Below are 26,065 nucleotides of genomic sequence, written 5' to 3'. Positions count from 1 at the left end.
TAAGGCATTTGCCTTATATTTTTATTTCTCCTTTTTCCTCAGCTGCATCAATTAATATGGCAACTTTACCTCCCTTTCCTTTGGCTATTGCGTGAACAATTTTTATACCTGTAGCTTCATCAGTATATACTTTAAAGTTTTTAATGGTGTATTCTTTTCCTGAGTATTTTTTGTCCCAAGCATTTTCTTTTACATAACTTTTAGACACAACCTTACTTTGAAGAGATGTTACTGAGCCCTTAACTAGATTGCTTTTAGATATATTTTTTGTGGTATTAACAGCGTTTTTAATGCCTTGCGTATTTTTTAAATTCATGTTTTTAACATCATTTACATTTTTTACTGTTTTTACGATGTTACCAAAAGAAAGACTGGATTTAAACTTATACACGTAAGCAAATTTATCTTTATTACTTGGAGATTTTAAGGTGATTTTAGTCCCTTTTTTGTATTCTGTTCCTTTTATAGATGTAAAAGGTTCTTTAGAGTTTTCTCCTTTAATTTGTCCAAAAGTTAATAATGGTGCTAACATTAATAAGATGATTAGATTTTTTTTCATGATATTTTATTTTAGTTTATTAAAAAAACAGCATCCAATCTCAGTTGTTAATTCATCCTAAAAAAAAGGATTAGAGACGGATACTGTTACACAATATTTTTATTTATTTAGGATGTAATGAATTAACACCTCAAAAGTAAATTGAAGTATTAGTAAAGAAAATAGAGTGAAGTACGTAATTGGCTACGTTGTTTACCGTAGATTTAAGAAATTAATCCGTTTTGAAAAGCAAAACGTATTAAAGAAGCAACATTGTGGACATCTATTTTACGCATAATGTTAGTTCTGTGCGTATCTACAGTTCTTGGACTGATGAATAATTTTTCACCAATTTGAATATTGGTTAATCCTTGAGAAATGTATTTTATGATTTCTTTTTCTCTTGTAGTTAAGTCTTCTACTAATGGTGATGTTTTTTTGTATTTGTGAAAACCAGAATAATCTTCAGTTAATAAAGCTTTTGTGACATCAGAGCTAAAATATTCTTTGCCATTGTATATGTTTTTAATGGCCTGTAGTAGTTCTTCACTAGGTATTGTTTTTAGCATATAGCCTTTGACCCCAATTTCGATTAAGTTTTTAATAATTGAAGATTCTTGATGCATAGAAAGCATTGCAACTTTAACCTCATCAAAATCAGAGATAATTTTTTTTGCGCATTCAATTCCATCCATAATGGGCATATCTATATCTAGTAGGGCAATGTCTACTAAATGTTTTGAGATAAATTCTAATGCTTCTTTACCATTTTTAGCAATGGTAACTACTTGATAATCTTTCAGATTTTCGAAAATGTTTTTAATGCCCTCAGCAATTAAAGGATGATCATCTGCAATGAGAATTTTTATAGGCATTATTTTAACGGAATTTTTATGGTGACTAAAGTACCACTTTTAGGACTTGGTTCAAAATTAACATTTCCATTTACTATATCTAATCTACTAGAAATGTTTAGTAAACCTATTCCTTTTTTATTTTTCTCTTTTGCAAAACCTACACCATTATCTTCTACAATTAAAATAACAGTATTGTTTGCATTAAATAATTGTACACTTACTTCTGTTGCTTTACTATGTTTTATAATATTATTGATGAGTTCTTGTACAATTCTATAAATAGTTACTTCTATTTTTTCTGGAAGTCTTTCTTCGATATTAAAATGTTCTAAACTGTATTTAATATTAGCGTAAGATAAACTACCTTCTAGCAAATCGTTTAATGCTGATATTACACCCAATTCTTTTAAAGCCCTTGGCATCATTTGATGTGAAATATTGCGTAAGTCTTGGTTAGAATTTTCTAATCTTTGCAACACCTCTTTAGATTCATTATCTTGTGTAAGCTCTTTTTTGGTAAATAAATTACGCGCTTTTAAAATTACACTACCAATTTGTTGTACAACTCCATCATGCAATTCACGCGCAATTTTGCTACGTTCTTCTTCTTGTGCATCAATAATAGCTTTAAAACCACGTTCTTTTTCTTTTACAATAGCTTCTTGATTTTTTCTTTTAATTCTCTGTGAAATTCCAAAAAAGAGAAACACTGCAATTAACAAACTTGCCATTAAAATAAAAATCCAACCTTTACTTTTTGTTAATGCTAATTCTGTTTCTGCTTTTTCTGTTCTAGCCTTTAGTAGTTCTTTTTCTTTTTTTTCTGATTGATATTTCTCTGAAAGTTGCTTCGTGATTTTTAGTTTTTTTTCTTCATAAAAATCATTTTTTACACTGTCATATTTTTTAAAAGAATTTGATGCTAGCTTAAAATTATTTTTATTTATGTATGCTTGAGTCAATAATTTATAAGAGGAAATTTGAAATTCTAACAGATTATTTTTCTTTGAATATTCTAGAGATTTTAGAGAGGATTCAATTGCTTTATCATAGTCTTTGTTTTCTAAATATAGTGTTGATAAACCGTTAAATGAATTTGCTAATTCTGATTGATTGTCAAATTTAATATGAATTTTAATTGCTTTCAAGAAATAATTTTCTGCTAAATTGTCATTGTTAATTTTATTGTATGAAACAGCCATGTTATAATATGGATATGCTAAATATCTTTCAAAATTCATTTTTTTAAAATAAGCTAATGCTTTTTTTGCATTTTGAATAGAAAGTTCTGGCTTATTCATATCGTTATACAAATCAGATAAATTGTTGTAAACAAAATTGTCTAAAAACTCATTTTTATTGTTGTTAATTTTTAAAGCTTTTAAATAATAATTTTCAGAGTTTTCATAATCTCTTAGTTTTCTAAAATCATTCGCTAAATGAATATTAGTACCAATAATCATAAAAGTATCTTTTACTTTTTCAAAAAGTTCTAAAGCCTTTAAAAAAGATTTTGTTGCTTCTTCAAAACTTTCGAATTTACTGTAGTTGTTTCCAAGTCCGTTAAAACTATATGCTTTTAGTTTTGTATAGTCTTCATTTAACTTTATAGCCGTATTAAAACTTTCGAGAGAAGCATTATATTTAAACTTCTCTAGTAGGATATCACCTTTTAAATTAAAAGAATAGATTATTAGGGAGTCGTTATTAACTTCTTTTGACAGTTTCATCATTTTGTTTGCATAAACCAAACTACTATCAAGATTTATAAAACTGTAAGATTTTAGAATTTTTTCAAAAAGGAGTATCTTTTCTGTACCTTTTTTTTTAGTTAACTCTAATTTTAAACTATCTATTTTTTGTTGTCTTTTTTGACTGAAAAAACAATAACAATTAAAAAAACAAAGAATAAGTATAAAGATTATTTTTTTCATAGTTTAATTTTGAGAGGTTTTAAAAAACAAATATCAAAAAAAAAGCTCTATTAAAAAAAATAGAGCTCTTAATATATGTAATATCAGTTAGTTATAAGCTTATTAATAAGCTCTTTTGTCATTACCTTCATAAAAGTTGATGAAAGCCTGATTCACAACTCTCATACCTCCAGGAGTTGGGTAGTTTCCTGTAAAATACCAATCTCCAAGATTATCTGGACATGCTTTATGTAATCCTTCTATAGTTTGATAAATTACTTCAACCTCGGCTTCAACATCTTCTGTTTTTAGCATTTGTGCAATTTTATCAGAAATTTCTTCAGCTTTAAAAGGACTATAAACCTCTTTTACATAATTTATAATTTCAGCATCAGTTTTAGATTCTTGAGCTTTACATTTTTTATAAACCTCATCAATAATATGATATTGATTTGTTTCTTTTAGTAATTCTAAAGCTGCTTTAAATGCAATAAAAGCATCAATTCTTGCCATGTCAATTCCGTAACAATCTGGGTAACGAATTTGAGGAGCAGAAGAAACTACCACTATTTTTTTAGGACTTAATCTGTCTAAAATTTTAATAATACTTTTCTTTAAAGTAGTTCCTCTAACAATACTATCATCAATAATTACTAAATTATCTGTAGGTTTTACAACACCATATGTAATATCATAAACGTGCTCAACCAAATCATCTCTACTGCTGTCATCAGCAATAAAGGTTCTAAGTTTTGCATCTTTAATAGCAATTTTTTCAAAACGAGGGCGTTCTGATAAAATTTCTGTTACTTTCTGGGCAGATAACTGTTTTCCTCCTTCTAAAATTTTCGATGTTTTTTGTTTATTTAATAAATCTTCTGCAGCTTCTGTCATTCCATAAAAAGAAGTTTCAGCTGTGTTTGGGATGTATGAAAAAACAGTGTTTGAAATATCAGAATTTATGGATTTAAGAATTTGTGGGAATACATATTTCCCTAAATTTTTACGTTCTTCATAAATACCGGCATCACTTCCTCTAGAAAAATAAATACGTTCAAAAGAACAGGATAATTTTTCTCTAGGCTCATTTACCATTTTAATAGAAGTTTGTCCACTTTTTTTAATGATTAAAGCATGACCTCTTTCTAACTCTTTAACCTCTTCTATTGGAACATTAAAAACGGTTTGAATTACAGGTCTTTCTGATGCAACTACAACAACTTCATCATCTTCAAAGAAAAATGTTGGTCTAATACCATTGGGGTCTCTCAATACAAAGGCATCTCCATGTCCAACCAAACCTGCCATTGCATAACCACCATCCCAACTTTTAGAAGAACGTTTTAAAACCTTTTTTAATTTTAGATTTTTTTCTATAAAAGGTGATGCATCTTTTTTATTAAATCCTTTTTTCTTTGCTTGTTGGTATAACTTTGCTACTTCGTCTTCTAAAAAGTGACCAATTTTTTCCATTACAGTTACGGTATCTGTAAATTCTTTTGGATGCTGTCCTAATTCTACTAATTCTTGTAAAATTTCATTAGAGTTAGTCATGTTAAAGTTACCAGCAACAATTAAGTTTTTATGTTTCCAATTACTTTGACGCAAGAATGGATGAACACTTTCTATACTGTTTTTACCAAAAGTACCATAACGAACATGTCCTAAAAACAAGTTGCCAATGTAAGGCATGTTTTCTTCTTGCCATTTTACATTGTCTTTTTTATCTGGATGCTCTTCAAAAACTCCATTTAAACGTATGTTAATTTGTGAGAAAATATCTTGTATCGGCTGCGACTTGTTAGAGCGAATCCTGCTTACATATCTAGTTCCAGGATCTACGTTAAATTTTACGCTTGCAAAACCAGCACCATCTTGACCACGATTGTGTTGTTTTTCCATCAATAAATACATCTTGTTTATTCCGTAAAAAGCAGAACCGTATTTATCTTTATAAAATTGAAGAGGTTTTTTTAGTCGAACAAGTGCAATTCCACATTCGTGTTTAATAGCGTCACTCATTGGTGTTTTATCTTTTTTGTTGTGTTGTTGTAATAAAAAAATCCGCAGCAAAATAACCGCGGATTAAAATTAAGACATTTTTATGTCAAATTGTGTTAATTCTTTAAAAGCTTGTAATCTGCTTTTTACTTCTTGTTGAGTTAGCTCTTGCATACGCTCTGTTCCAAACTTTTCTACACAGAAAGATGCTAGATTAGAACCATAAATAATGGCATTTTTCATATTATTAAAAGAAATGTCTTCTGTTTTAGCCAAATATCCACAGAAACCACCTGCAAATGTATCACCTGCACCTGTAGGGTCAAAAACTTCTGCTAATGGTAATGCAGGAGCAAAGAACATACTACCTTCATTAAACAATAATGCACCGTGTTCACCTTTTTTGATAACCACATATTTTGGCCCCATTTCATGAATTTTCTTTGCTGCATTGACTAAAGAATACTCTCCAGATAATTGACGAGCTTCTTCATCGTTAATAGTTATTACATCTACTCTTTTTAGCACCGTATGTAAATCTGAAAGTGCAATATCCATCCAAAAATTCATGGTGTCTAAAACCACTAATTTCGGTCTCTCATTCATTTGATCTAAAACTGATGCCTGTGTCAATGGATGTAAATTACCCAGCATTACAATTCCAGCATTTTTATAATCTTCAGGAACAACAGGTTCAAAAGTTTCTAAAACATTTAGTTCTGTAATTAATGTATCACGCGAATTCATATCATTATGATATTTTCCGCTCCAGAAAAATGTTTTTCCTTCTTTTACAATTTCAATTCCATCTGTATTTATTCCTTTAGAATTCATCATTTCTAAATACGATTGTGGAAAATCTCCACCAACAACAGAAACAACACCTGTTTCTACTCCAAACTGGCTTGCTGCCAAACCTACAAATGTTCCAGAACCGCCTAAGATTTTATCTGTTTTTCCAAACGGAGTTTCAATAGCATCAAAAGCAACTGTACCTACAGCTAATAATTTACTCATAAATTAAACTTAACCTCTAAACGAGAAAGTGAGAAATATACATATAAGACCCACAAATTTGTTAATAATATATTTCTATTTAATAATGTGGTATTTATGGCTTTAATGCCTAATTTTGCACGACTATTGTACAACACATTTTTAAAAATGCAAAAATAAGTTTAAAAAATGACTATCAAAGAAATACAAGAAGAAATTATTGATGAGTTTTCTATGTTTGATGATTGGATGGAACGCTACGAATATATTATAGAATTAGGAAAATCTTTACCAATAATTGAAGAAAAGTACAAGTTGGACGAAAACTTGATAAAAGGTTGTCAGTCAAAAGTTTGGTTGTATTCTGAGTTAAAAAACGATACCATAAATTATTCTGCTGATAGTGATGCTATTTTAACTAAAGGAATTGTGGCATTATTATTGCGTGTGTATTCTGGTCAAAAACCAAGTGATATTTTAGCTGCGGATACTAATTTTATAGATGAAATTGGTTTAAAAGAGCATCTTTCGCCAACAAGAGCAAACGGATTGGTATCTATGATTAAGCATATTAAAATGTATGCCATTGCGCAACAAACTAAATTATAAAACTAAGATTTTAAAGATGACAGATAAAGAATTAGAAGAAATTGGAGATAAAATCGTTCGTGTTTTAAAAACTATTTACGATCCAGAAATTCCTGTAGATATATATGAGTTAGGATTAATTTATGATGTTTTTGTTTCTGAAGAAAATAATGCAAAAATTTTAATGACACTTACGTCTCCTAATTGTCCTGTTGCAGAAACGTTACCAGTAGAGGTAGAAGATAAGGTAAAAACATTGAAAGAAATCAATGAATGTGAAGTAGAAATTACGTTCGATCCTACTTGGACGCAAGAGATGATGAGTGAAGAGGCTAAATTAGAATTAGGAATGTTGTAAAAAAACTCTCATTACAAAGAGCAATGAAGAAGCAATCTTTATAAACAGATTTTTTCAACTTGTTCGTGATGACTAAGAATTTAATATGGCAGAAGAAATTATAAACAGAGTAGCAAACAGCAAACTAAAAACGTTTGATTTAGAAGAAATCTATCCAGAAGGAGAAAGAGTTTTGTTTGATGTAAAAGATTGGTTATTTGAAGAATTGATTTTAAAAGAGACAGATTTTAGAGCATCTGTAAAAAATCACGATTGGTCTCAATATAAAAATACCTTTGTTGCCGTTAATTGTTCTGTTGATGCAATTATACCTTCTTGGGCATTTATGCTAATTGCTGCAGAATTAACACCTTTTGCTAATAAAGTAGTCATAGGGAATTTAGAAATTTTAGAAACGGCTATCTATCAAGAATTAATTTCTTTTTTAGATTTTAAAGAATATGCTAACGCACCTGTTATTATAAAAGGCTGTGCAGAGAAACCAATACCTAATTCTGCGTATGCTTTTTTAATAGAAAAATTACAACCTGTTGTAAAATCAATTATGTTTGGAGAGGCATGTTCAACTGTGCCATTGTATAAATCAAAAAAATAATTTTATTATTCTAATCTCAAGTTTATCTTTGTTGTAAATTAAGTGTTTTTATGAGGCATTTTTTAGCTCTCTTTTTAATTTTATCTTCAATTACTATCTTTTCTCAAGATAAGAAAGCAAAAAAGCCAACTCCTAAATGGAAAATACACGGAAGGTTTACATTCCTTTTTAATCAATCATCTTTTACCAATTGGGCGTCAGGAGGTGAGAATACTGTTGCTGGAAATTTGAATGTCAATTACGATTTTAACTACAAAAAAGATAATTTAAACTGGGATAGTAGAATTATTTCTGGGTATGGGTTAAGTCATATTAGTGATAAAGGCTATAGAAAAACAGATGACCGTTTTGAGTTTAATACACTACTAGGTTTAAAAACAGGAAAACATTGGTTTTTATCTTTTATAGGCAATTTCAGAACCCAGTATACCAAAGGTTATGACTATAAGAAGGATCCAAAGCTACTGGTGTCAGAATTTTTCTCTCCTGCATATTTAACTTTTGGTCCTGGTATGTTATGGAAAAAATCTGATAATCTTAACTTAAATATAGCACCAGCCAATGTAAGATACACTTTTGTAAACGATTTTTTCTCAGGAAAATTTGGTGTTGAAAAAGGAAGAAATACTGCATTTGCTTTGGGGTTCAACTTATCTGGCTACTACAAGTTTGTCCTTATGGAGAATATTGAAATGGAGAATATTATAACCATGTATACAGATTATTTGGCTAATGTTGGAAATATTGATATTGATTATCAAACAAATATCCGCTTTAAAGTAAATAAAAGCATTAAAATGCAAATGACTTTCCACACTATTATGGATGATGATTCATCAAGCAGAGTTCAGTTTAGACAACTTTTTGGCTTGGGGGTTAATTATAGTTTCCATGAAAAAGTGACTTATTAAGATTTTTTAGGTCTAAAGAAGAAAAGTGTACATTTGCACTCCAAAAAACAAAAAATAATATAAAATGAAAAAACTATCAATCTTAATACTATTGGTATGTATCAGTTTTTCTGCTAATGGTCAAACAGCAGATGAATTAAAAAAAGAAGTAAATTCAAAAAAGGAATCAATTAAAAAACTTCAAGGAGAAGTAAAAGACTTACAATCTAAAATTGATGCTTTGCCAGGATGGAAAAAAGGTGCTTTTGGAACCATTGGTGCAAGTTTTTCTGGGTTTAATAATTGGTTTGCTAGAAACGAACCTAATGTTAGTGCAGGTAATATTGGGGTTACTGTAAATGGGTATGCCAACTTAATTCAAGAAAAATTCTTTTGGAGAAATTCTGCTAACGTAAATTTAGGTTGGGTAAAATTAGACGATAAAGATGATTCTACTGATAGCGGAGATTTCGAAACAGCAACAGATGTTTTTACATTAACTTCTTTGTATGGTAGAAGATTAAATAAAAAATGGGCACTTTCTGGTTTAGTAGAATATAGAACCACTTTAATCGATAATTTTAATAATCCAGGATTTTTAGATTTTGGTGTTGGTTTTACTTGGACACCAACAAGTAGATTAGTAGTAGTGATACATCCAGCCAATTATAATACTATCTTTAGTAAAGGAAGTTCTGTGTTTACCTCTTCTCCTGGTGGTAAGTTAGTTGCAGACTATACTGCAAAGCATCATAATATTAGTGTGAAATCTAACTTTTCGATGTTTCAAAGTTATAAAGACGGAGATTTATCTAACTGGACTTGGACAAACTCTTTAGGTTATAAAGTTTGGAAAAATATAGGATTAGGATTTGAATTTGGTTTACGTAACAACCAACAAGAAGCTGCTAATTCTCAAGGTGTTGCTTTAGCTGCTGCTGATAATAAATTGCAATCTTTTTGGTTGTTTGGTTTAAGTTACGGCTTTTAAGAAAAGTATTTTTTTAATGATTAACCTCAAGAAGTCATTCTTGAGGTTTTTTATTTTGTTATTTTTGCGTAAAATCATTTAGATGACGCTATTAATCATTTACGCTATTGTTTCTGTTTTCTTTTCATTTTTATGCTCTATTTTAGAAGCTGTTTTGTTAAGTATTACACCAACTTTTATCAATATTAAAAAGAGTGAAGGTCAAGAATATGCTTCTGAGTTAGAAACTCTAAAAAAAGATGTAGATAAACCTCTTATTGCCATTTTAACAATTAACACCATTGCTCATACTGTGGGTGCAATTCTAGTTGGTGTTCAAGCAAAAGTGGCTTATGCTGAAATGTATGGAAGTTCTGAAAGAGCAATTTTAGGTGTTAAAATAACTGAAGATGTAATGGTTGGAATTGTTTCTACAATTATGACTATTTTAATTTTAGTGGCCTCAGAAATTATTCCAAAAACCATTGGTGCAACCTATTGGAAACAATTGGCTAATTTTACTTCTAAAGCCTTAAAAGTGATGATTTTTCCTTTGAAATATACAGGTGTTTTATGGTTATTACAATTAACCACAAAACTAATTGGAGGTAAAGGTCATGGAAGTATTCTAAGTAGAGAAAGCTTTTTGGTGATGACAGAAATGGCTGAAAAAGATGGAGTTTTTAAAGAAAATGAAAGTAAAGTTATTAGGAATTTAATAGGTTTTAAAGAGATTCAAGTTAATGATATTATGACACCTAGATCAGTCTTAAAGCTAGCTGATGAAAGTGAAACCATTCAATCTTTTTACGATGCTCACAAAACTTTACGTTTTTCTAGAATTCCTCTTTTTTCTGAAAATCCAGATGAAATTACGGGTTACTTTTTAAAAGACGACTTGTACAAAGCTTTGATTGATGGTAAAGGAGAGGCTAAACTAGAAAGTATTAAAAGAACTATTTTGGTTACTAAAAAAGATTTATCAATTCCAGATTTGTTTGATAAGCTAATAAAAGAAAGAGAACATATTGCTTTAGTGGTGGATGAATATGGTTCTGTCAGCGGACTCGCTTCTCAAGAAGATGTTATTGAAACTTTATTAGGCTTAGAAATTATGGACGAAACTGATAACATAGCAGACTTGCAACTATATGCTAGAAAATCTTGGGAATCTCGCGCAAAAAAAATGGGAATTATTGAAGATGAAAAGGAAGAGTAGTTCTTAATTTTATTTCTTTGCTTAAGAGAATAGTTGGTCTAAAAAAAATTGAGTTCTTTCTTTCTTTCTTTCTTTCTTTCTTTCTGACAAGCCTAAAGTTTAGGTAAATAATTAAATTTACTATGACAAATATTAAAGGAATTAACCAAATTCCTTTAATCAATAAGGCCATAATAACAATGAATTCTAAAACTAATAATGTTTTGAGTAAGTAATTGATTGTTGATTTATATCAAGTTTGAGATTATAACTTTTTTATCATTTAAAGAACCAACGATTAGATAATTATTGGTGAAATTATTCCTTGATAACTCAAATCTATCTTTATGAATAAAACCATCATAAAACCCTCTTGAAACTAATACACTTAAGCTTTTTAAATTTCTTTTATTTTTTACAATTGTGAGATTCAATTTTAAGTTTATTCTTCCTCTTTATACTCATAATATAGAAAGTCGTTATAGGGAAAACGCTGAATATGAATCTTCTTTACTTCTTCATAAACAGTCTCTTTAAAGGTATCTAAGTTGTCTTTATTTATTGCAGAAATAAAAAGAGATTCAGCTTTATCATTGCCCATCCATGTTTTTTTCCAATCTTGTAAGGTATAGTGTTCTTTGCCTTTTTCGGTTACCAAATCATCTTCATCAATGGTTTCATGTTGGTAAGCATCAATTTTATTAAACACCATAACTGTGGGTTTATCTGCACAATTGATATCGTCCAAAATGGTATTTACAGAAGCAATGTGGTCTTCAAAATTAGGGTGAGAAATATCGACAACATGCAACAATAAATCTGCTTCACGAACTTCGTCTAAAGTAGATTTAAATGACTCTACCAATTGTGTAGGTAATTTTCTAATAAAACCAACTGTGTCTGTCATTAAAAAAGGAATGTTCTTAATAACTACTTTACGAACAGTAGTATCTAAGGTAGCAAACAATTTGTTTTCTGCAAATACATCACTCTTACTAATAACATTCATTAAGGTAGATTTGCCAACATTGGTATACCCCACCAAAGCAACACGTACCATTTTTCCACGGTTTTTGCGTTGCACAGCCATTTGTTTGTCAATGGTTTTCAATCGCTTTTTTAGTACGGCAATTTTATCACGAATAATACGTCTATCTGTTTCTATTTCAGTTTCTCCAGGTCCACGCATTCCAATACCACCTTTTTGTTTGTCAAGGTGAGTCCAAAGTCTTGTTAATCTTGGTAATAAGTATTCGTGTTGTGCTAATTCTACTTGTGTTTTTGCAGAACTTGTTTGTGCTCTTTGTGCAAAAATATCTAAAATTAAATTAGTTCTATCTAAAATTTTACAATCTAAAATTTTCTCAATATTTCTTAATTGAGCAGGAGAGAGTTCATCATCAAAAATTGCAGTACCAATATCATGTGTTTTAATAAAATCTCTAACATCATCTAACTTTCCAGTTCCTAAAAATGTTTTAGGATTGGGTCTCTCTAGCTTTTGTACAAAACGTTTTACAGGAACACCACCAGCAGTTTGTGTTAAAAAGTCTAACTCATCTAAATATTCTTCAGATTTTGCTTCGTCTTGTTGTTGTGTAATAATTCCGATTAAAACGGCTTTTTCAGAAGTTGCTTCTTTTTGATCTATCATAGAGTACAAAAGTAAGCAATTATCTATTTTAAATTCATAAAAAACCCCAATCTAATTGGGGTTTATTAATTAATTCAAATTCATTTTTGTACAAAGTTTCTTCTTATAGCCTATTTTTTAGTTTGTTGGTTTCTATTTCAATTACGGCAAAATTATACTTCAAAGAGTTAATTTAGACTATTTTCATGTTAAGAAAACATATCTTTTAAGTTAATAAATTGAACTTATAATTTTAGTACATTTACATTTAAAGACACTTTTATGTTTTCATTCAAAAAAGAAGATAATACCTTAACTGTTGGGTTTTATAATGTTGAAAATTTATTTGATACCAAAGACGACCCAAATACATTGGATGATGATTTTACTAAAAATGGTAAAAAGAAATGGGGATACAAAAGATATAAGTTAAAAATAAAAAAGTTGAGTTCTGTAATTTCTCAATTGGGTTTTTATCGTTCAAAATTACCTCCAGCAATTGTAGGTTTGGTTGAAGTTGAAAACGCCCAAGTAGTATCAGATTTAGCAAACTCTTCTAATTTAAGAAAACATCATTATGGGGTTGTGCATTATGACTCTCTAGATGAACGTGGTATTGATGTAGCACTCTTATACAACAAGCAATTTTTTGAATTGATAGATTCTGAGACCTATCCTGTGTATTTAGAAGATGAAGAAGGTGCTCGAGACTATACAAGAGATATACTTAAGGTTAGTGGTAATTTAAAAGGAGAATTGATCCATATTTTAGTCAATCATTGGTCATCTAGAAGAGAAGGTGCAGCAGAAACAGAACACAAAAGAATTACAGCAGCAGAAACCGCAAGAACTATTATTGATAGGATTAGAGATAAAGAAATGGACCCAAAAATTATCATTATGGGAGATTTTAATGACGATCCAACCAGCAAAAGCATAAAACAATGTTTAGTGCAAAATGACTTTTTTAATCCTATGGAAAGTCTGCTGGCAAAAGGAAATGGTTCATTGACCTACAATGGAAAATGGAATTTATTTGATCAAATTATTTTTAGTAAAAACTTTTTAGAGAAAAAAGAAGGTGCTTTGTATTTTAAACACGCTGAGGTTTTTAATCAAAAATGGATGAAAGTATTTAAAGGTAAATTTAAAGGAAGTCCATTTAGAACTTATATTGGTAAATGGTATCAAGGTGGATTTTCAGACCACTTTCCTGTATATGCCTTTTTGAAGAAGAAAAATTAATCTTTGCCTACGTTTTTAAAAGCATTTTTTAGTTTTTCATCATTAAGAATATACTTTTTATATTTACCATCTCTATACCTGTAGTAGATAAAAAAAGGCATAAATAAAAAAGAAAAATAGAAGACACCTAAGCCCATTACTATCTGAGCTTTTTCGTGTTCAGTTTTAATGAGAAAAACTCCAATGGTCATCCAAAGTATAAAGATGACAAACATTATTTTTAACGCTAACTTCATGTTGCAAAATTACAAAAGTTATATCTTTAAAAATAAATTTTTATCAAATGAAATCAATATCAGTATTTTTGATTGGTTTGTTGTTTTTCTCATGTGAAAAGCCTAAAAACAAAATGAAAATGAACAAAAAAATAGTCATTGCACACAGAGGAGCTTCAGCATATTTACCAGAACACTCTATGGAATCTAAAGTTATGGCTTTTGCTATGAATGTAGATTTTATTGAGCAAGATTTGGTGCTGAGTAAAGATAATGTGCCTATTGTTATTCATGATATTTATTTGGATGATGTTACTGATGTAGCTACAAAATTTCCAGATAGAAAGAGAAAAGATGATCGATTTTATGTGATTGATTTTACTTTTAAAGAATTAAAAACCTTACAAGTTTCAGAACGATTTAATCCTAAAACAAGACAGCAAGTTTACAAAAATCGGTATCCAAAAGGCAAAGGGAATTTTAAATTACACTCATTGCAAGAAGAGATTGAAATAATTCAAGGGTTGAATAAAAGTACTGGGAAAAATATTGGAATTTACCCCGAAATTAAAGCACCAGTATTTCATCAAAAAGAAGGGAAACAATTGACCGAAATTGTCTTAAAAGTTCTTTCTGATTATGGTTACATAACTAAAAAAGACAATTGTATTTTACAATGTTTTGATGCTACAGAATTAGAAAGAATTCGTGTTGATTTAAAATCAGAATTGTTTTTAGTTCAATTGATTGAATTTCCAGAGGACACAAAAAAACTCAAGCATTTTTCAACGTATGCTAACGGAATTGGGCCATGGTATAAACTAATTCTAAGCGAAATTATTGATGAAAAACATACGTTTACTTCGTTAGTTTCTGATGCACATCAATTAGGATTAAAAGTACATCCATATACATTTAGAGCAGACCAATTAGCAGAATTCTCAACTTTTAAAGAAATGATGCAAACCTTCTTAATTGAAGCAAATGTTGATGGTGTTTTTACAGATTTCCCTGATATAGTGGTTAATTTCTTAAGAGAGTAATTTTTTATAGAAATTTTATTTTTTTATTTTTATCATTATCATAAAAAGTATATCGTTTTTTTATGAATATCTAACCGTATTTTTCTCTCTAAATATTGGAAACTCAAAATACAACAACTAAATTTGGTGTATATTTTCAATACTATGAAATTGAAACATTTTTATATACATCAGAAAAACAATAAATTAGAAATTTTTGAGCCAAAAAAACAAGAACTTTTATTTAGTTCTTATTGGTTTATGGAATTTGGTAAGACTTGTGCAGAGATTCATGATGTAAATAACAAACTGATTTATTCTGTAACTAAAAGGTTTCAATTTTGGAAATGGCGAATGGTTTATCTAATCTACAGAAATGTTAGTGATAAGTCTTATTTAATTTCTCAGAATATAAGAAATACTATTTTTAAAATAGAATTGTTGTCTGGCAATTATGAAATTAGAGTTCATTATCAAAACAAAAAATCTATTTACAAAGACGATGTTAAAATCGCAGAAATAGATGAATCCTTTTCTGAAAATGAATATGTAAAACTCTTGGTTGTTGATGAGGATTATATTAAATTAATCTTCTTACTTTACACTTGTTTATTGATTGGAGAAAAAGAGTTGACTTCAAAGTTTGTGATAAAAAGTCAAAAGCGATTAGAGACTAATGAAGAGCCTTGGAGTTAAGCAGTAACCTCTACTAATTTATTTCTGTAAGCTGTTAGTAATTTCGATTTAGAGATAAAACCAATATATTTTCCACCTTTTACTACGGGTAAATTCCATGCACCACTAGTTTTAAATTTTTCCATTACAGTTTCTACAGCTTCAGATTCTTGAATAATTTCGGGTGCGGATTTCATAATTGCCTCTACAGTAATACTCTTATACATTTCTGTATCAAACATTATAGGACGAATATCATCCAACAACACAATTCCTAAAAACTGTTGATCATTATTAATCACTGGAAAAATATTTCTTGCAGAGGTAGCCACTGCTTTTTTTAACATTTCTCCTAACAACATTTGAGGTTGAACAGGCTTGAAATTGGTTTCAATTAAACTATCAATTTGCATCATCATCATCACATTTTTGTCTTTATTATGTGTGATGAGCTCCCCTCTTTGAGCTAATTTATAGGTGTAAATTGAATTAGAAACAAAGTATTTTGTAATAGAAAACGAAATGGCTGCAACCAACATTAACGGTACAAATAAATCGTAACCTCCAGTAATTTCAGCAATTAAGAATATTGCGGTTAATGGAGCATGTAAAACTCCAGCCATTAAACCTGTCATACCAATTAATGTAAAATTTGCCTCAGAAACCTGGAACCCTAAACTATTAATAATTTTAGCAAATGCGTTTCCTAAAGCACTTCCCATTACCAATGTTGGAATAAAAATTCCACCAACTCCACCAGCAGCAAAAGTAGTACTCATAGCAATAGCTTTAAAAGCAGTTATTAATAATAGAAGCAAAATTACAATCCAGATATTATCGTGATTGAAATTGAAAGGAGTATTTCCAATAGCAGCAATATGATCTCCTTTTAGTAGGTTGTTTATCAATCCATAACCCTCACCATATAAAGCAGGCATTACATATAAAATTACACCGATAATTACACTACCAATAATTAATCTAGTAAAACGTTTTTCAAATTGATAAAAGAATTTTCGAATTGCAAAATACACTACAGAAAAATATACAGAGACGATACCTGTTACAATCCCAAAAATTCCATAAAAACCAATTTCACTGATTTCAAATTTATCATTCAACTCAAAACCTAACAATACATCAGAGCCTAAAAATAAATAAGAAGTTACAATAGCAGCAACAGAAGCTAATAATAAAGGTACAAGTGATACAAAAGCAATATCTAAGCTAAATACCTCTAAAGCAAAAACAATACCAGCAATGGGGGCTTTAAACATAGAAGACATTGCGCCTGCTGTGGCACAGCCAATTAATAACATTCGTGTTTTGGTATTCATGTGAAATAACTTTGACGTGTAAGATGCCAAAGCTGTACCAGCACTAACTGCAGGTCCTTGCAATCCAACAGATCCTCCAAAACCAACAGTAAGCGGTGCTGTTAATAATGATGCATAAATATTATATTTTGGAATAATTCCTTTACGTTTAGAAATTGCATAAAGTGTTGTAGAAATACCGTGACCAATATGTTTTGTTAACCATGTTTTTTTGATGATTGCCACAATAAGCAAACCAATTATTGGAAAGATAAAATACATTGAATTTTGATAGCGTTGTAAAAAATCTATCGTCAGTATAAGCTGAATATAGTGCGTAAAGTTTTTTAAAATTACGGTTCCAAAACCAGCTAAAAAACCAACTAAAATGCTCAAAACATAAACAAACTGACGCTCGGAAATATGTTTGTATCTCCATATTAATATCTTTTTAAATATGTTTTTGGTTGATTGCATTTTTATTTTCTGTTATTACATGTAAACAAAAGAACCTCTAACTAAAAAGGAAATCACTGCGTATACTTGCTTTAACAATTATTTTGTTTTTGATAAAATATCAGTTCCTAGGTATTTGTTATCCTTATTGTAATACCAAGACCTTACTTTTGGCATTTTTACACCATTAATTGTTTCTAAACCCGATAATAATATATATTCTCCACTATCTTCAGCTTCTTTAAAAAACTGATAGACCTCCATTGCATAGGTTTTAGGGTTGAAATAGAAATACCAAGTATCTTGTCCAACTTCTTTTGTATAAGTTGCTTTTAAAACTAAATACTCTTTTCCTTTAAACTTTCTTTTCTCTACTTTTTGATGAATGATGGTTCCTTTATCTTTTAATTTCATCGGTAAACCATACAAATACGTATAATAATTTTTATACAAATTTGCTCGTTCGCAGTTTAAATTATATTTCTTTTTAAGTTTTTCTGAAGGGTTTTTATTACCGTTTAAGGCTGCAATACATTCGTTTTTACTGACAGTATATTCTGTAATAATAGTGTCTCTTTTTGCTAAAACAGAGAAATATTCTTTAGGTAAGTGAATAGAAATATTGCTAATTCTATTTGGTTTATTAGGTGTTTCCATAGTTACTAATAAGACTCCATTAAAAGTTTCCCAATTCTTATATGGATCATGAAATTGAATGGCTTTTTCTAACAAATCATTTCCTGACATTTCTTGAGAAAAAGAAATTGTTGAACATAAAAGCAGTAAAAATAGAGTTAGTTTTTTCATAACTTAAAAGTAATAAAAAATCCCGCAAAAGCGGGATTTAAAACTTATTCTTGAATATCTAATTTCAAATTTAATTCTTGTAATTGATCATCATCTATAAATGCAGGAGCATCAATCATAACATCTCTACCAGAATTATTTTTTGGAAACGCTATAAAATCTCTAATAGTTTCTTGTCCACCTAAAATGGCAACCAATCTATCTAAACCAAAAGCCAAACCTCCATGAGGTGGTGCACCGTATTCAAAAGCATCCATTAAGAAACCAAATTGTGCTTTTGCTTCTTCTTCAGAAAAACCTAAATGCTTTAGCATAGTAGCTTGAGTTTCTTTATCATGAATTCTTATAGAACCTCCACCAATTTCGTTTCCATTTAACACCAAATCATAAGCATTGGCTTTTACTGCTCCTGGAGCTGTGTCTAATAATTCTAATTGACCAGGTTTTGGTGATGTAAATGGATGATGCATAGCATGGTAATGCCCAGTTTCTTCATCCAATTCTAATAAAGGAAAATCAATTACCCAAAGTGGTGCAAATTCATTTGGTTTACGTAAGCCTAACTCTTCTGCTAAATGCATACGTAATGCAGACAATTGTGCTCTTACTTTATTGGTTTCACCAGATAAAATACAAATTAAATCACCAGCTTTAGCATTGGTAACTTCAGCCCATTTTGCCAAATCTTCTTGATTGTAGAATTTATCAACTGAAGATTTAAAAGATCCATCTTCATTTACTCTACAATATACCATTCCTAAAGCGCCTACTTGTGGGCGTTTTACCCATTTGATAAGATTGTCAATTTGTTTTCTTGTGTATGCATTCCCACCAGGAACTGCAATTCCAACTACCAATTCTGAGTTATTAAAAACGCCAAAATCTTTATGTTGCGTAACTTCATTCAGTTCACCAAACTCCATACCAAATCTAATGTCTGGTTTGTCATTACCGTACAAACGCATGGCATCATCAAACAGCATTCTTGGGAATTTATCTACTTCAATACCATTAATTTCTTTCAATAAATGACGTGTTAATCCCTCAAAAATATTTAGGATATCTTCTTGCTCAACAAACGCCATTTCACAGTCAATTTGTGTGAATTCTGGTTGTCTATCAGCACGTAAATCTTCGTCTCTAAAACATTTTACAATCTGAAAATATTTATCCATTCCACCAACCATTAGCAATTGCTTAAAGGTTTGAGGTGATTGAGGTAAGGCATAAAATTGACCTTCGTTCATTCTACTAGGAACCACAAAATCACGAGCACCTTCTGGTGTAGATTTTATTAAATATGGAGTTTCAACTTCTATAAATTCTTGGTCAGACAAGTATTTACGAACTTCCATTGTTACTTTATGACGAAAAATCAAACTGTCTTTTACAGGATTTCTACGTATGTCTAAATACCTGTATTTCATCCTTATATCTTCTCCACCATCAGTTTTATCTTCAATCGTAAAAGGCGGTAATTTTGCTTCGTTTAAAATTTCTAATTTAGAAACTAACACTTCAACCTCACCTGTAGCAATATTTTTATTTTTAGATTCACGTTCAATAACGGTTCCTGTAACCTGAATCACAAATTCTCTACCTAGTGATTTTGCCTTTTCCATCATTGCTTTTGGAGTGCGTTCTTCATCAAACATTAATTGGGTAATTCCGTAACGATCACGTAAATCTACCCAAATCATGAAACCTTTGTCACGACTTTTTTGAACCCAACCTGCTAAAGTAACTTCTGTATTGATGTGTGATGCTCTTAACTCACCACAAGAATGACTTCTGTACATTTTCTTTCTTTTAAATGTGCTGCAAAATTAATCATTTTTAAAGAAAAATGGATTGTTTTTATTACTGATTTATTCCTAGAAATTCTTTGTAGATTTGTTTCATGAGCGTAGTTAATATTCAAAAGAAACTTGACCTGTTTTCTGATTATTGGTCACCTAAAAAAATAGGTGAATTAAATAAGTAACAAATCTTATTAGCAAAACTAAAAGGCGAATTTGTTTGGCATGCTCATGATCATGAAGATGAGTTTTTCTTAGTGATAAAAGGTGTTTTAGAAATTGAGTTGAGAGAGAAGATAATTACTTTAAATGAAGGCGAGTTTTATATTGTACCAAAAGGAGTAGAACATAAACCTGTAGCCAAAGAAGAAGTTCACGTTTTATTATTTGAACCCCTATCAACAAAACATACTGGTGATGTTCTAGCAGATATTACTGTTAAAAATTATGAAAGTATTTAATTATGAGTAAGCTATATTTAGTGCCAACACCTATAGGTAATCTAGAAGACATGACTTTTAGAGCGATTAAAGTTCTTAAAGAAGTCGATTTTATCTTAGCAGAAGACACACGTACTAGTGGTAAATTGTTAAAACATTTTGAGATTGGAACACAAATGCACAGTCATCATATGCACAATGAACATAAATCTGTAGAGGGAATTCTTAATCGTTTAAAAAGTGGTGAAACTTGTGCAGTAATTTCTGATGCAGGAACTCCAGCTATTTCTGATCCTGGTTTTTTGCTAACAAGAGCTTGCGTTGAACATGGTATTGATGTAGAATGTTTGCCTGGGGCAACAGCTTTTGTGCCAGCTTTGGTAAATTCTGGTTTACCTAACGATAAGTTTGTTTTTGAAGGGTTTTTGCCCGTTAAAAAAGGGAGACAAACACGCTTGAATCTTCTTGCTGAAGAATCAAGAACCATGATTTTTTATGAATCGCCACATAAATTAATTAAAACGTTAGGCCATTTTGTAGAATATTTTGGAGCAGATAGAAAAGTATCTGTTTCTAGAGAGTTAACAAAATTGTTCGAAGAAACTATAAGGGGAACTGCCACAGAAGTTTTAAAACACTATACTATAAAACCTCCAAAAGGAGAGATTGTTATTGTTGTTGAAGGGAATTCTTCAAAATAAATTGATTAAAAAAAATCCAACTAAACAAAAACTTACTAAGTTTTATTTAATTGGAGATTCTTATAAGAGTAAATTTCAATAAATTACTTCTTCTTGGTAGTAATAACAATGACACCATTAGGAGCATTGTATTTTTTCATTGCTTTTTCATCTTTAAGAACTTCGATTTTTTCAATGTCATTAGTATGAAGTTTTTTTAATGTTTTTTGATTAGAAACTTTTCCGTCAATAATTACCATAGGAGCATTTTTATCAGAATAAATGTTTGATTTCTTAGGGTATTTTAAGTAAATACGTTCAGCTATTTTTACTCCCTTTGTTTTAATCAATATTACTCCATTAGGAGCATTGTATTTTTTTATGGCATCTTGTTTTTTTAAAACCATCATAGACGCAATTTTACTTTCATCTATCAATTCAATAGGAAAGTCAAATTTTTTACCATCAACATAAATATCAGGTTTTTTACCATCTTTAACTTTAATGTAAATTCTTTCTTTTTTCTCATTGTCTGTTTGAGCTTGAACTATTGATAATGAAAACGTCATTACAATAAGAGTGCATACTATTTTTCTCATTTTTCTCATTTAAATATTAATCACTGTTTTTACTCTATTTTGGTGTACACAATCACTAGTTCATCTTCGAGTAAAATTCGATGAATAGGGTTGTTTTCTATGGAATCTTGAAACATGTTTTTGGCTTCATTTAATAACGCTTCTTTTTCATTTTGGCGAAGTTTGTTATCACTTCTACTAAACAAATAAAAAGACATAATTAATGCAATTGAAGCAGCAGTAGAAACAAAACCAAGTTTAAAATTGTTCTTTTTCGCGGTTTTGTCTTCAAAAGATTTCCATAATTTTTCATTTAAATTTTCAGGAACTTTAGCTTGGTTTCTTTTTACATAAGTAGCCCAAGTTTTAAGATTTTCATTAGCTTCATCAGCATTGTTAAATAAAATCTTTTCTTCTACTAAAGATGATTTACCTGCTTCATATTTCTGGATGATATTATTAATATTTTCCTCGCTCATAATGATATTTTTTTTCTAATGATACTCCTATAAACTTTCTTGCTCTTGATATTAAAACTCGAACATGTTCAATTTTTATTGCTAATGCAGCTGCAATTTCTTTAAATTCGTAACCATCAAGATCTCGCATTACAAAAACCTCTTTCTGTTGTTCTGGTAATTTTTTTAGAATTTCTTGAATAATAGTATTTAATTCATGCCACTCTAAATCAGTTTGATTGTTAGAAGATTTTAAAACTTTTAAATGATTTGTTGAATCTTCTAACTCAAGTTTTTTTTTACGTAATATGTCTAAACAATGATTTCTAGCGGTTAAGAATACCAATCCTTTAATGTTAGGATGTTTTGCAACCTGATTTCTTTTCTCCCATAGTTTTAACATTATTTCTTGAATAGCATCTTCTACATTTTGATTCCCTCCAAGTAACCTTGCCACCATGGGATAAATACGTTCTGACAAGGAAAACACGATAAGCTTAAAATCTTGTTTGTTCATTCTATAGATATAACGTAAAAGTGAAGGTTTTCATAACAAAGAATCTCATTTTTCTTTAATATACAATTAAAAAAGTCTTCAGTTTGGTTTAAATTTGATCTAAAAAAAAATACTAAATGACATTAAAACAATTCTTAACCAAGCTAAAAACAACTCCATTACAAATTACATTTGCAGAGACAATGCAAGTAATAGAAGACAACTACAATTTTACCCCAACAGCTTTTACCAATGGAGAAATTGAAAATAAAATAGGTGAAAATTTAGGTTCTTGCAAGTTGTTTGCTTTTGCAATCCATCAACAATTCACAAAAGAAGAAACTTTGAGCTGTTTTGGAGAACATTATCAAAGTGTTTTAAATGATATAAGCGGAACTTCACATCAAAATATTAGAAACTTTATGAAAACTGGTTTTGAAACTTTATCTTTTAAAACCAAAACTTTAGAATTGAAAGTGTAAATATTATTTTTATTAATATTTAGAACCATCATGTTTGCCAACCTCAAAACCATGTTTTCCTAAATATTGATTTCCAGAATCTATGGCGTCTTCTTCTAAAGTTGTACCCATAGAATCATTCCAGCGATTTAAGTATCCAAATAAAGAAATTACACCTAACATTTCTACAATTTCACCTTCATCCCAATATTTATACAATTCTTTTTTGATATCAGCATTCACTGCATTTGGAACCATTGAAGCTGCCAATGAAAAATCTAATGCAGCACGTTCAGCGTCAGAAAAAGCAGGGTGTGTTTTATATTCCCAAATATTATCTAATTGTTCTTGTTCTGCACCATAACGTTCAGCAGCTCTAATAGCGTGTGCTTGACAATACCTACAGCCTGTTGCGTTGCTAGAAACCCATGCAATCATCCTTTTTAAAGCAGATGTAACTCTACCTTCGTTTGCCATAACTGCTTTATTCAAATTGATAAAAGCTTTAGAAATTGCAGGTCTACGTTGCATTGTTAAAACAGAATTGGGACAAAAACCCAAAGTTTCATTAAAAAATTCTGCTAATTTTTTTGTTTCTAAATCGTGTTCTGCTCCTAAAGGTGTTACTAATGCCATATTTTTATATCTTTAAGTTTAATATTGTGCTTACTTTTGTAAAAAATGACAATTTAAGACATCAATCTATAATAAAATAAAAATATGGCAACAAATATTGTAACAACTATCTGGAAAGAAAACATGCAATTTGAATCTGATAATCCAAGTGGGTTAAATCTCTTTATGGATGCAGGAGAAGAAAATGGTGGTAAAGGAGAAGGGTTTAGACCCAAAGCATTGATGCTTTCTTCTTTGGCAGGATGCTCTGGTTTAGATGTGGTTTCTTTATTAAAGAAAATGCATGCTGAAGTTGAAGATTTTAAAATTGAAGTCACTGCAGAATTGACAGATGAACATCCAAAATTTTATAACAAAGTAAAAGTTGATTATCATTTTACGGATGCTGATTTACAGCCTAAAAAAATTCAGAAAGCTGTAAATTTATCAGTCACAAAATATTGTGGTGTAATGGAAATGTTTAGACAGTTTGCTGATGTTGAAACAGAAATTCACTTGCACGAAAATTAAAATAAACTCAGAATTGCTATGAGATGGACACTAAAACCTAAACCAGAAAAAGAAAAAGTACAGAAATTAGCAAACGAACTTCAGGTGGACTTGACAATAGCATCAATACTCTGTCAAAGAAATATTGAAACTTTTGATGCTGCAAAAAAGTTTTTTAGACCCAATTTAGAAGACATTCATAATCCTTTTTTAATGAAGGATATGGATGCTGCTGTTGATAGAATTGAACGTGCAATTTCCAATAATGAAAATATTTTAGTGTATGGAGATTATGATGTTGATGGCACCACAGCTGTATCTTTGGTTTCTTCGTATTTAAAAACAATTTACCCTAATATTGCTACTTATATTCCAGATAGATATGCAGAAGGTTATGGAGTTTCTTATGCAGGAATTGATTTTGCTCAAGACAATGATTTTTCGCTAATTATAGCCTTAGATTGTGGAATAAAAGCTATTGAAAAAGTAGTGTATGCAAATGAGAAGAATATTGATTTTATCATTTGCGACCACCACAAACCAGGAGATAAAATTCCTGATGCCGTCGCAGTTTTAAATCCGAAACAAAAAGATTGTAGCTACCCTTTTGACGAATTGTGTGGTTGTGGAGTTGGGTTTAAATTGATTCAGGCTTTGGGTTCAAAACGCAATCAAACTATTGAAGATTTTGTACCTTATTTAGATTTAGTAGCTACTGCCATTGCTGCTGATATTGTGCCTATGAATGGTGAAAACCGTGTATTGGCTTATTTTGGTTTGCAAGTAATTAATCAACAACCCAGAAACGGAATTAAAGCCATTATTCATCAAGTTAAAAAAACTGAGTTAACTATTACAGATGTTGTGTTTATTATAGCACCAAGAATCAATGCTGCTGGACGAATGAAACACGGAAATTATGCTGTAGAATTATTAACTGAAATGGATTTTGATTCGGCTATAGAATTTGCGGCAGCAATTGAAATTTTTAATGCAGATCGAAAAGATTTGGATAAAAAAATTACTAATGAAGCGTTAATTCAGATTATTGATAATGAAGAAGAACAACGTTTTACAACAGTTGTTTACGATGAAAATTGGCATAAAGGTGTTATTGGTATTGTTGCTTCTAGATTAATAGAAACGTATTACAGACCAACTTTAGTTTTTACAAAAAGCGGAGATAAATTAGCAGCCTCAGCACGCTCTGTAAAAGGGTTTGATGTCTATAACGCACTGCAAGAATGTTCAGAATTTATTGAACAATTTGGCGGTCATAAATATGCTGCTGGACTTACTTTATTGCCAGAAAATTACGTCAATTTTAAAAATAAGTTTGAAGAAGTTGTAGAAAAAACTATAGATAAAAAACTGCTAACTCCAGAAATATCGATTGATGCCGAAATAGAACTCTCTGAAATTACTCCAAAATTCTTTAGAATTATTCAGCAAATGGCGCCTTTTGGACCACAGAATATGAAACCCGTTTTTAAAAGTACTTGTGTTAGAGATAATGGCTATGGTAAAAAAGTAGGGAAGGAGCAAACCCATTTAAAACTCAATGTTTTTCAAGGTGATAATAAAACTACTTATAATGCTATTGGTTTTAATTTAGGTGATAAAATGGACTATGTACAAAACGATTTTGATATTGTTTATGCTTTAGATGAAAACGAGTGGAATGGGTATAAAACTTTACAATTGTTGTTGAAAGATTTGAAATAAATTCTTATTTAACCTAAAACTTAAAATACA

General features: G+C 30.0%; 27 protein-coding genes and 1 pseudogene. 14 read left to right on the top strand and 14 right to left on the bottom strand.

Features of this window, described 5'->3' with window-relative positions; all coding sequences use genetic code 11:
* Nucleotides 1-13 precede the first annotated feature (13 nt).
* The 5 genes from FP421_RS06470 to FP421_RS06450 all read right to left on the bottom strand — a co-directional run bounded on the left by FP421_RS06470 (nt 14) and on the right by FP421_RS06450 (nt 6,326).
* Complete coding sequence (locus FP421_RS06470; protein ID WP_159948794.1) at nt 14-559, bottom strand: hypothetical protein; 546 nt, start codon at nt 557-559, stop codon at nt 14-16.
* Nucleotides 560-762: 203 nt separating this feature from the next.
* Complete coding sequence (locus tag FP421_RS06465) at nt 763-1,413, bottom strand: response regulator (RefSeq protein ID WP_159948792.1); 651 nt, start codon at nt 1,411-1,413, stop codon at nt 763-765.
* Entirely contained in the window at nt 1,413-3,128 is a 1,716-nt protein-coding gene (locus FP421_RS06460; protein ID WP_159948790.1) for a tetratricopeptide repeat-containing sensor histidine kinase, read from the bottom strand. Before FP421_RS06460 ends, FP421_RS06465 begins: the two co-directional genes overlap by 1 nt.
* A 303-nt stretch (nt 3,129-3,431) precedes the next feature.
* A complete protein-coding gene (locus FP421_RS06455; protein ID WP_159948788.1) occupies nt 3,432-5,330 on the bottom strand; it encodes an amidophosphoribosyltransferase in 1,899 nt (632 codons plus the stop codon).
* 69 nt (nt 5,331-5,399) lie between these two features.
* A complete protein-coding gene (locus tag FP421_RS06450; protein ID WP_159948786.1) occupies nt 5,400-6,326 on the bottom strand; it encodes a PfkB family carbohydrate kinase in 927 nt (308 codons plus the stop codon).
* A 168-nt stretch (nt 6,327-6,494) separates the two neighbouring features.
* Here FP421_RS06450 and FP421_RS06445 point away from each other — a divergent pair, with 168 nt between their 5' ends.
* The 6 genes from FP421_RS06445 to FP421_RS06420 all read left to right on the top strand — a co-directional run bounded on the left by FP421_RS06445 (nt 6,495) and on the right by FP421_RS06420 (nt 10,925).
* A complete protein-coding gene (locus FP421_RS06445; protein ID WP_159948784.1) occupies nt 6,495-6,914 on the top strand; it encodes a SufE family protein in 420 nt (139 codons plus the stop codon).
* A 16-nt stretch (nt 6,915-6,930) separates the two neighbouring features.
* Entirely contained in the window at nt 6,931-7,251 is a 321-nt protein-coding gene (locus FP421_RS06440) for a DUF59 domain-containing protein (protein ID WP_114427463.1), read from the top strand.
* Nucleotides 7,252-7,336: 85 nt separating this feature from the next.
* A complete protein-coding gene (locus FP421_RS06435; protein ID WP_159948782.1) occupies nt 7,337-7,846 on the top strand; it encodes a DUF2480 family protein in 510 nt (169 codons plus the stop codon).
* Nucleotides 7,847-7,896: 50 nt separating this feature from the next.
* Complete coding sequence (locus FP421_RS06430; RefSeq protein WP_159948780.1) at nt 7,897-8,757, top strand: DUF3078 domain-containing protein; 861 nt, start codon at nt 7,897-7,899, stop codon at nt 8,755-8,757.
* Between the two features lie 64 nt (nt 8,758-8,821).
* The gene (locus FP421_RS06425) at nt 8,822-9,727 is read left to right on the top strand and encodes a DUF3078 domain-containing protein (protein WP_159948778.1); all 906 of its coding nucleotides are present in this window, start codon (nt 8,822-8,824) and stop codon (nt 9,725-9,727) included.
* A gap of 82 nt (nt 9,728-9,809) precedes the next feature.
* Complete coding sequence (locus tag FP421_RS06420) at nt 9,810-10,925, top strand: CNNM domain-containing protein (protein WP_159948776.1); 1,116 nt, start codon at nt 9,810-9,812, stop codon at nt 10,923-10,925.
* A 421-nt stretch (nt 10,926-11,346) separates the two neighbouring features.
* Here the strand turns inward: FP421_RS06420 and hflX are convergent, their stop codons facing one another.
* Nucleotides 11,347-12,558, bottom strand: coding sequence for a GTPase HflX (gene hflX, locus FP421_RS06415; RefSeq protein ID WP_159948764.1), 1,212 nt, complete (start codon nt 12,556-12,558; stop codon nt 11,347-11,349).
* Nucleotides 12,559-12,819: 261 nt separating this feature from the next.
* Between hflX and FP421_RS06410 the strand changes: the two genes are divergently transcribed.
* Entirely contained in the window at nt 12,820-13,782 is a 963-nt protein-coding gene (locus tag FP421_RS06410) for an endonuclease/exonuclease/phosphatase family protein (protein WP_159948762.1), read from the top strand.
* Here FP421_RS06410 and FP421_RS06405 read toward each other — a convergent pair.
* A complete protein-coding gene (locus FP421_RS06405) occupies nt 13,779-13,997 on the bottom strand; it encodes a hypothetical protein (protein ID WP_236548059.1) in 219 nt (72 codons plus the stop codon). The genes FP421_RS06410 and FP421_RS06405 overlap by 4 nt on opposite strands.
* 68 nt (nt 13,998-14,065) lie before the next feature.
* Between FP421_RS06405 and glpQ the strand changes: the two genes are divergently transcribed.
* Nucleotides 14,066-15,040 carry a glycerophosphodiester phosphodiesterase gene (glpQ, locus tag FP421_RS06400; RefSeq protein WP_159948758.1) on the top strand — a complete coding sequence of 325 codons (975 nt, stop codon included), beginning with the start codon at nt 14,066-14,068 and terminating at the stop codon, nt 15,038-15,040.
* 150 nt (nt 15,041-15,190) lie between these two features.
* The gene (locus FP421_RS06395; protein ID WP_159948756.1) at nt 15,191-15,715 is read left to right on the top strand and encodes a hypothetical protein; all 525 of its coding nucleotides are present in this window, start codon (nt 15,191-15,193) and stop codon (nt 15,713-15,715) included.
* Here FP421_RS06395 and FP421_RS06390 read toward each other — a convergent pair.
* From FP421_RS06390 to aspS, 3 genes are all read right to left on the bottom strand, one after another.
* On the bottom strand, nt 15,712-17,487 hold the full coding sequence (locus tag FP421_RS06390) for a chloride channel protein (protein ID WP_159948754.1): 1,776 nt from the start codon (nt 17,485-17,487) through the stop codon (nt 15,712-15,714). The two genes, FP421_RS06395 and FP421_RS06390, sit on opposite strands and share 4 nt — an antisense overlap.
* Before the next feature lie 78 nt (nt 17,488-17,565).
* Nucleotides 17,566-18,273, bottom strand: coding sequence for a DUF6503 family protein (locus FP421_RS06385; RefSeq protein ID WP_159948752.1), 708 nt, complete (start codon nt 18,271-18,273; stop codon nt 17,566-17,568).
* 44 nt (nt 18,274-18,317) lie between these two features.
* Nucleotides 18,318-20,072: an aspartate--tRNA ligase gene (gene aspS, locus FP421_RS06380; RefSeq protein ID WP_159948750.1), complete on the bottom strand. Its 1,755-nt coding sequence runs from the start codon at nt 20,070-20,072 to the stop codon at nt 18,318-18,320.
* A 101-nt stretch (nt 20,073-20,173) separates the two neighbouring features.
* Between aspS and FP421_RS06375 the strand changes: the two are divergent.
* A pseudogene (locus tag FP421_RS06375) lies at nt 20,174-20,533 on the top strand (cupin domain-containing protein).
* 2 nt (nt 20,534-20,535) lie between these two features.
* On the top strand, nt 20,536-21,213 hold the full coding sequence (gene rsmI / locus FP421_RS06370) for a 16S rRNA (cytidine(1402)-2'-O)-methyltransferase (protein WP_159948748.1): 678 nt from the start codon (nt 20,536-20,538) through the stop codon (nt 21,211-21,213).
* 83 nt (nt 21,214-21,296) lie between these two features.
* On the opposite strand, the gene FP421_RS06365 is transcribed toward rsmI, so the two are convergent.
* From FP421_RS06365 to FP421_RS06355, 3 genes are read right to left on the bottom strand one after another with little or no spacing between them, the layout of a single operon-like run.
* The gene (locus FP421_RS06365; protein ID WP_159948746.1) at nt 21,297-21,791 is read right to left on the bottom strand and encodes a hypothetical protein; all 495 of its coding nucleotides are present in this window, start codon (nt 21,789-21,791) and stop codon (nt 21,297-21,299) included.
* Between the two features lie 29 nt (nt 21,792-21,820).
* Nucleotides 21,821-22,249 carry a hypothetical protein gene (locus FP421_RS06360; protein WP_159948744.1) on the bottom strand — a complete coding sequence of 143 codons (429 nt, stop codon included), beginning with the start codon at nt 22,247-22,249 and terminating at the stop codon, nt 21,821-21,823.
* Nucleotides 22,230-22,745, bottom strand: coding sequence for an RNA polymerase sigma factor (locus FP421_RS06355; protein WP_159948742.1), 516 nt, complete (start codon nt 22,743-22,745; stop codon nt 22,230-22,232). Before FP421_RS06355 ends, FP421_RS06360 begins: the two co-directional genes overlap by 20 nt.
* 116 nt (nt 22,746-22,861) lie before the next feature.
* Here FP421_RS06355 and FP421_RS06350 point away from each other — a divergent pair, with 116 nt between their 5' ends.
* Nucleotides 22,862-23,206: a HopJ type III effector protein gene (locus tag FP421_RS06350; RefSeq protein WP_159948740.1), complete on the top strand. Its 345-nt coding sequence runs from the start codon at nt 22,862-22,864 to the stop codon at nt 23,204-23,206.
* 12 nt (nt 23,207-23,218) lie between these two features.
* Here the strand turns inward: FP421_RS06350 and FP421_RS06345 are convergent, their stop codons facing one another.
* A complete protein-coding gene (locus tag FP421_RS06345) occupies nt 23,219-23,821 on the bottom strand; it encodes a carboxymuconolactone decarboxylase family protein (protein WP_159948738.1) in 603 nt (200 codons plus the stop codon).
* Nucleotides 23,822-23,905: 84 nt separating this feature from the next.
* On the opposite strand from FP421_RS06345, the gene FP421_RS06340 reads away from it, so the two are divergent.
* Together FP421_RS06340 and recJ are read left to right on the top strand one after the other, a co-directional pair.
* Entirely contained in the window at nt 23,906-24,331 is a 426-nt protein-coding gene (locus FP421_RS06340) for an OsmC family protein (protein WP_159948736.1), read from the top strand.
* An 18-nt stretch (nt 24,332-24,349) separates the two neighbouring features.
* Nucleotides 24,350-26,035, top strand: coding sequence for a single-stranded-DNA-specific exonuclease RecJ (recJ, locus tag FP421_RS06335; RefSeq protein WP_159948734.1), 1,686 nt, complete (start codon nt 24,350-24,352; stop codon nt 26,033-26,035).
* Nucleotides 26,036-26,065 lie beyond the last annotated feature (30 nt).

Origin of the sequence: Polaribacter septentrionalilitoris, from assembly GCF_009832745.1 — a bacterium.
Lineage (GTDB): Bacteria > Bacteroidota > Bacteroidia > Flavobacteriales > Flavobacteriaceae > Polaribacter > Polaribacter septentrionalilitoris.
This window is presented reverse-complemented; position numbering and strand designations above follow the sequence as displayed.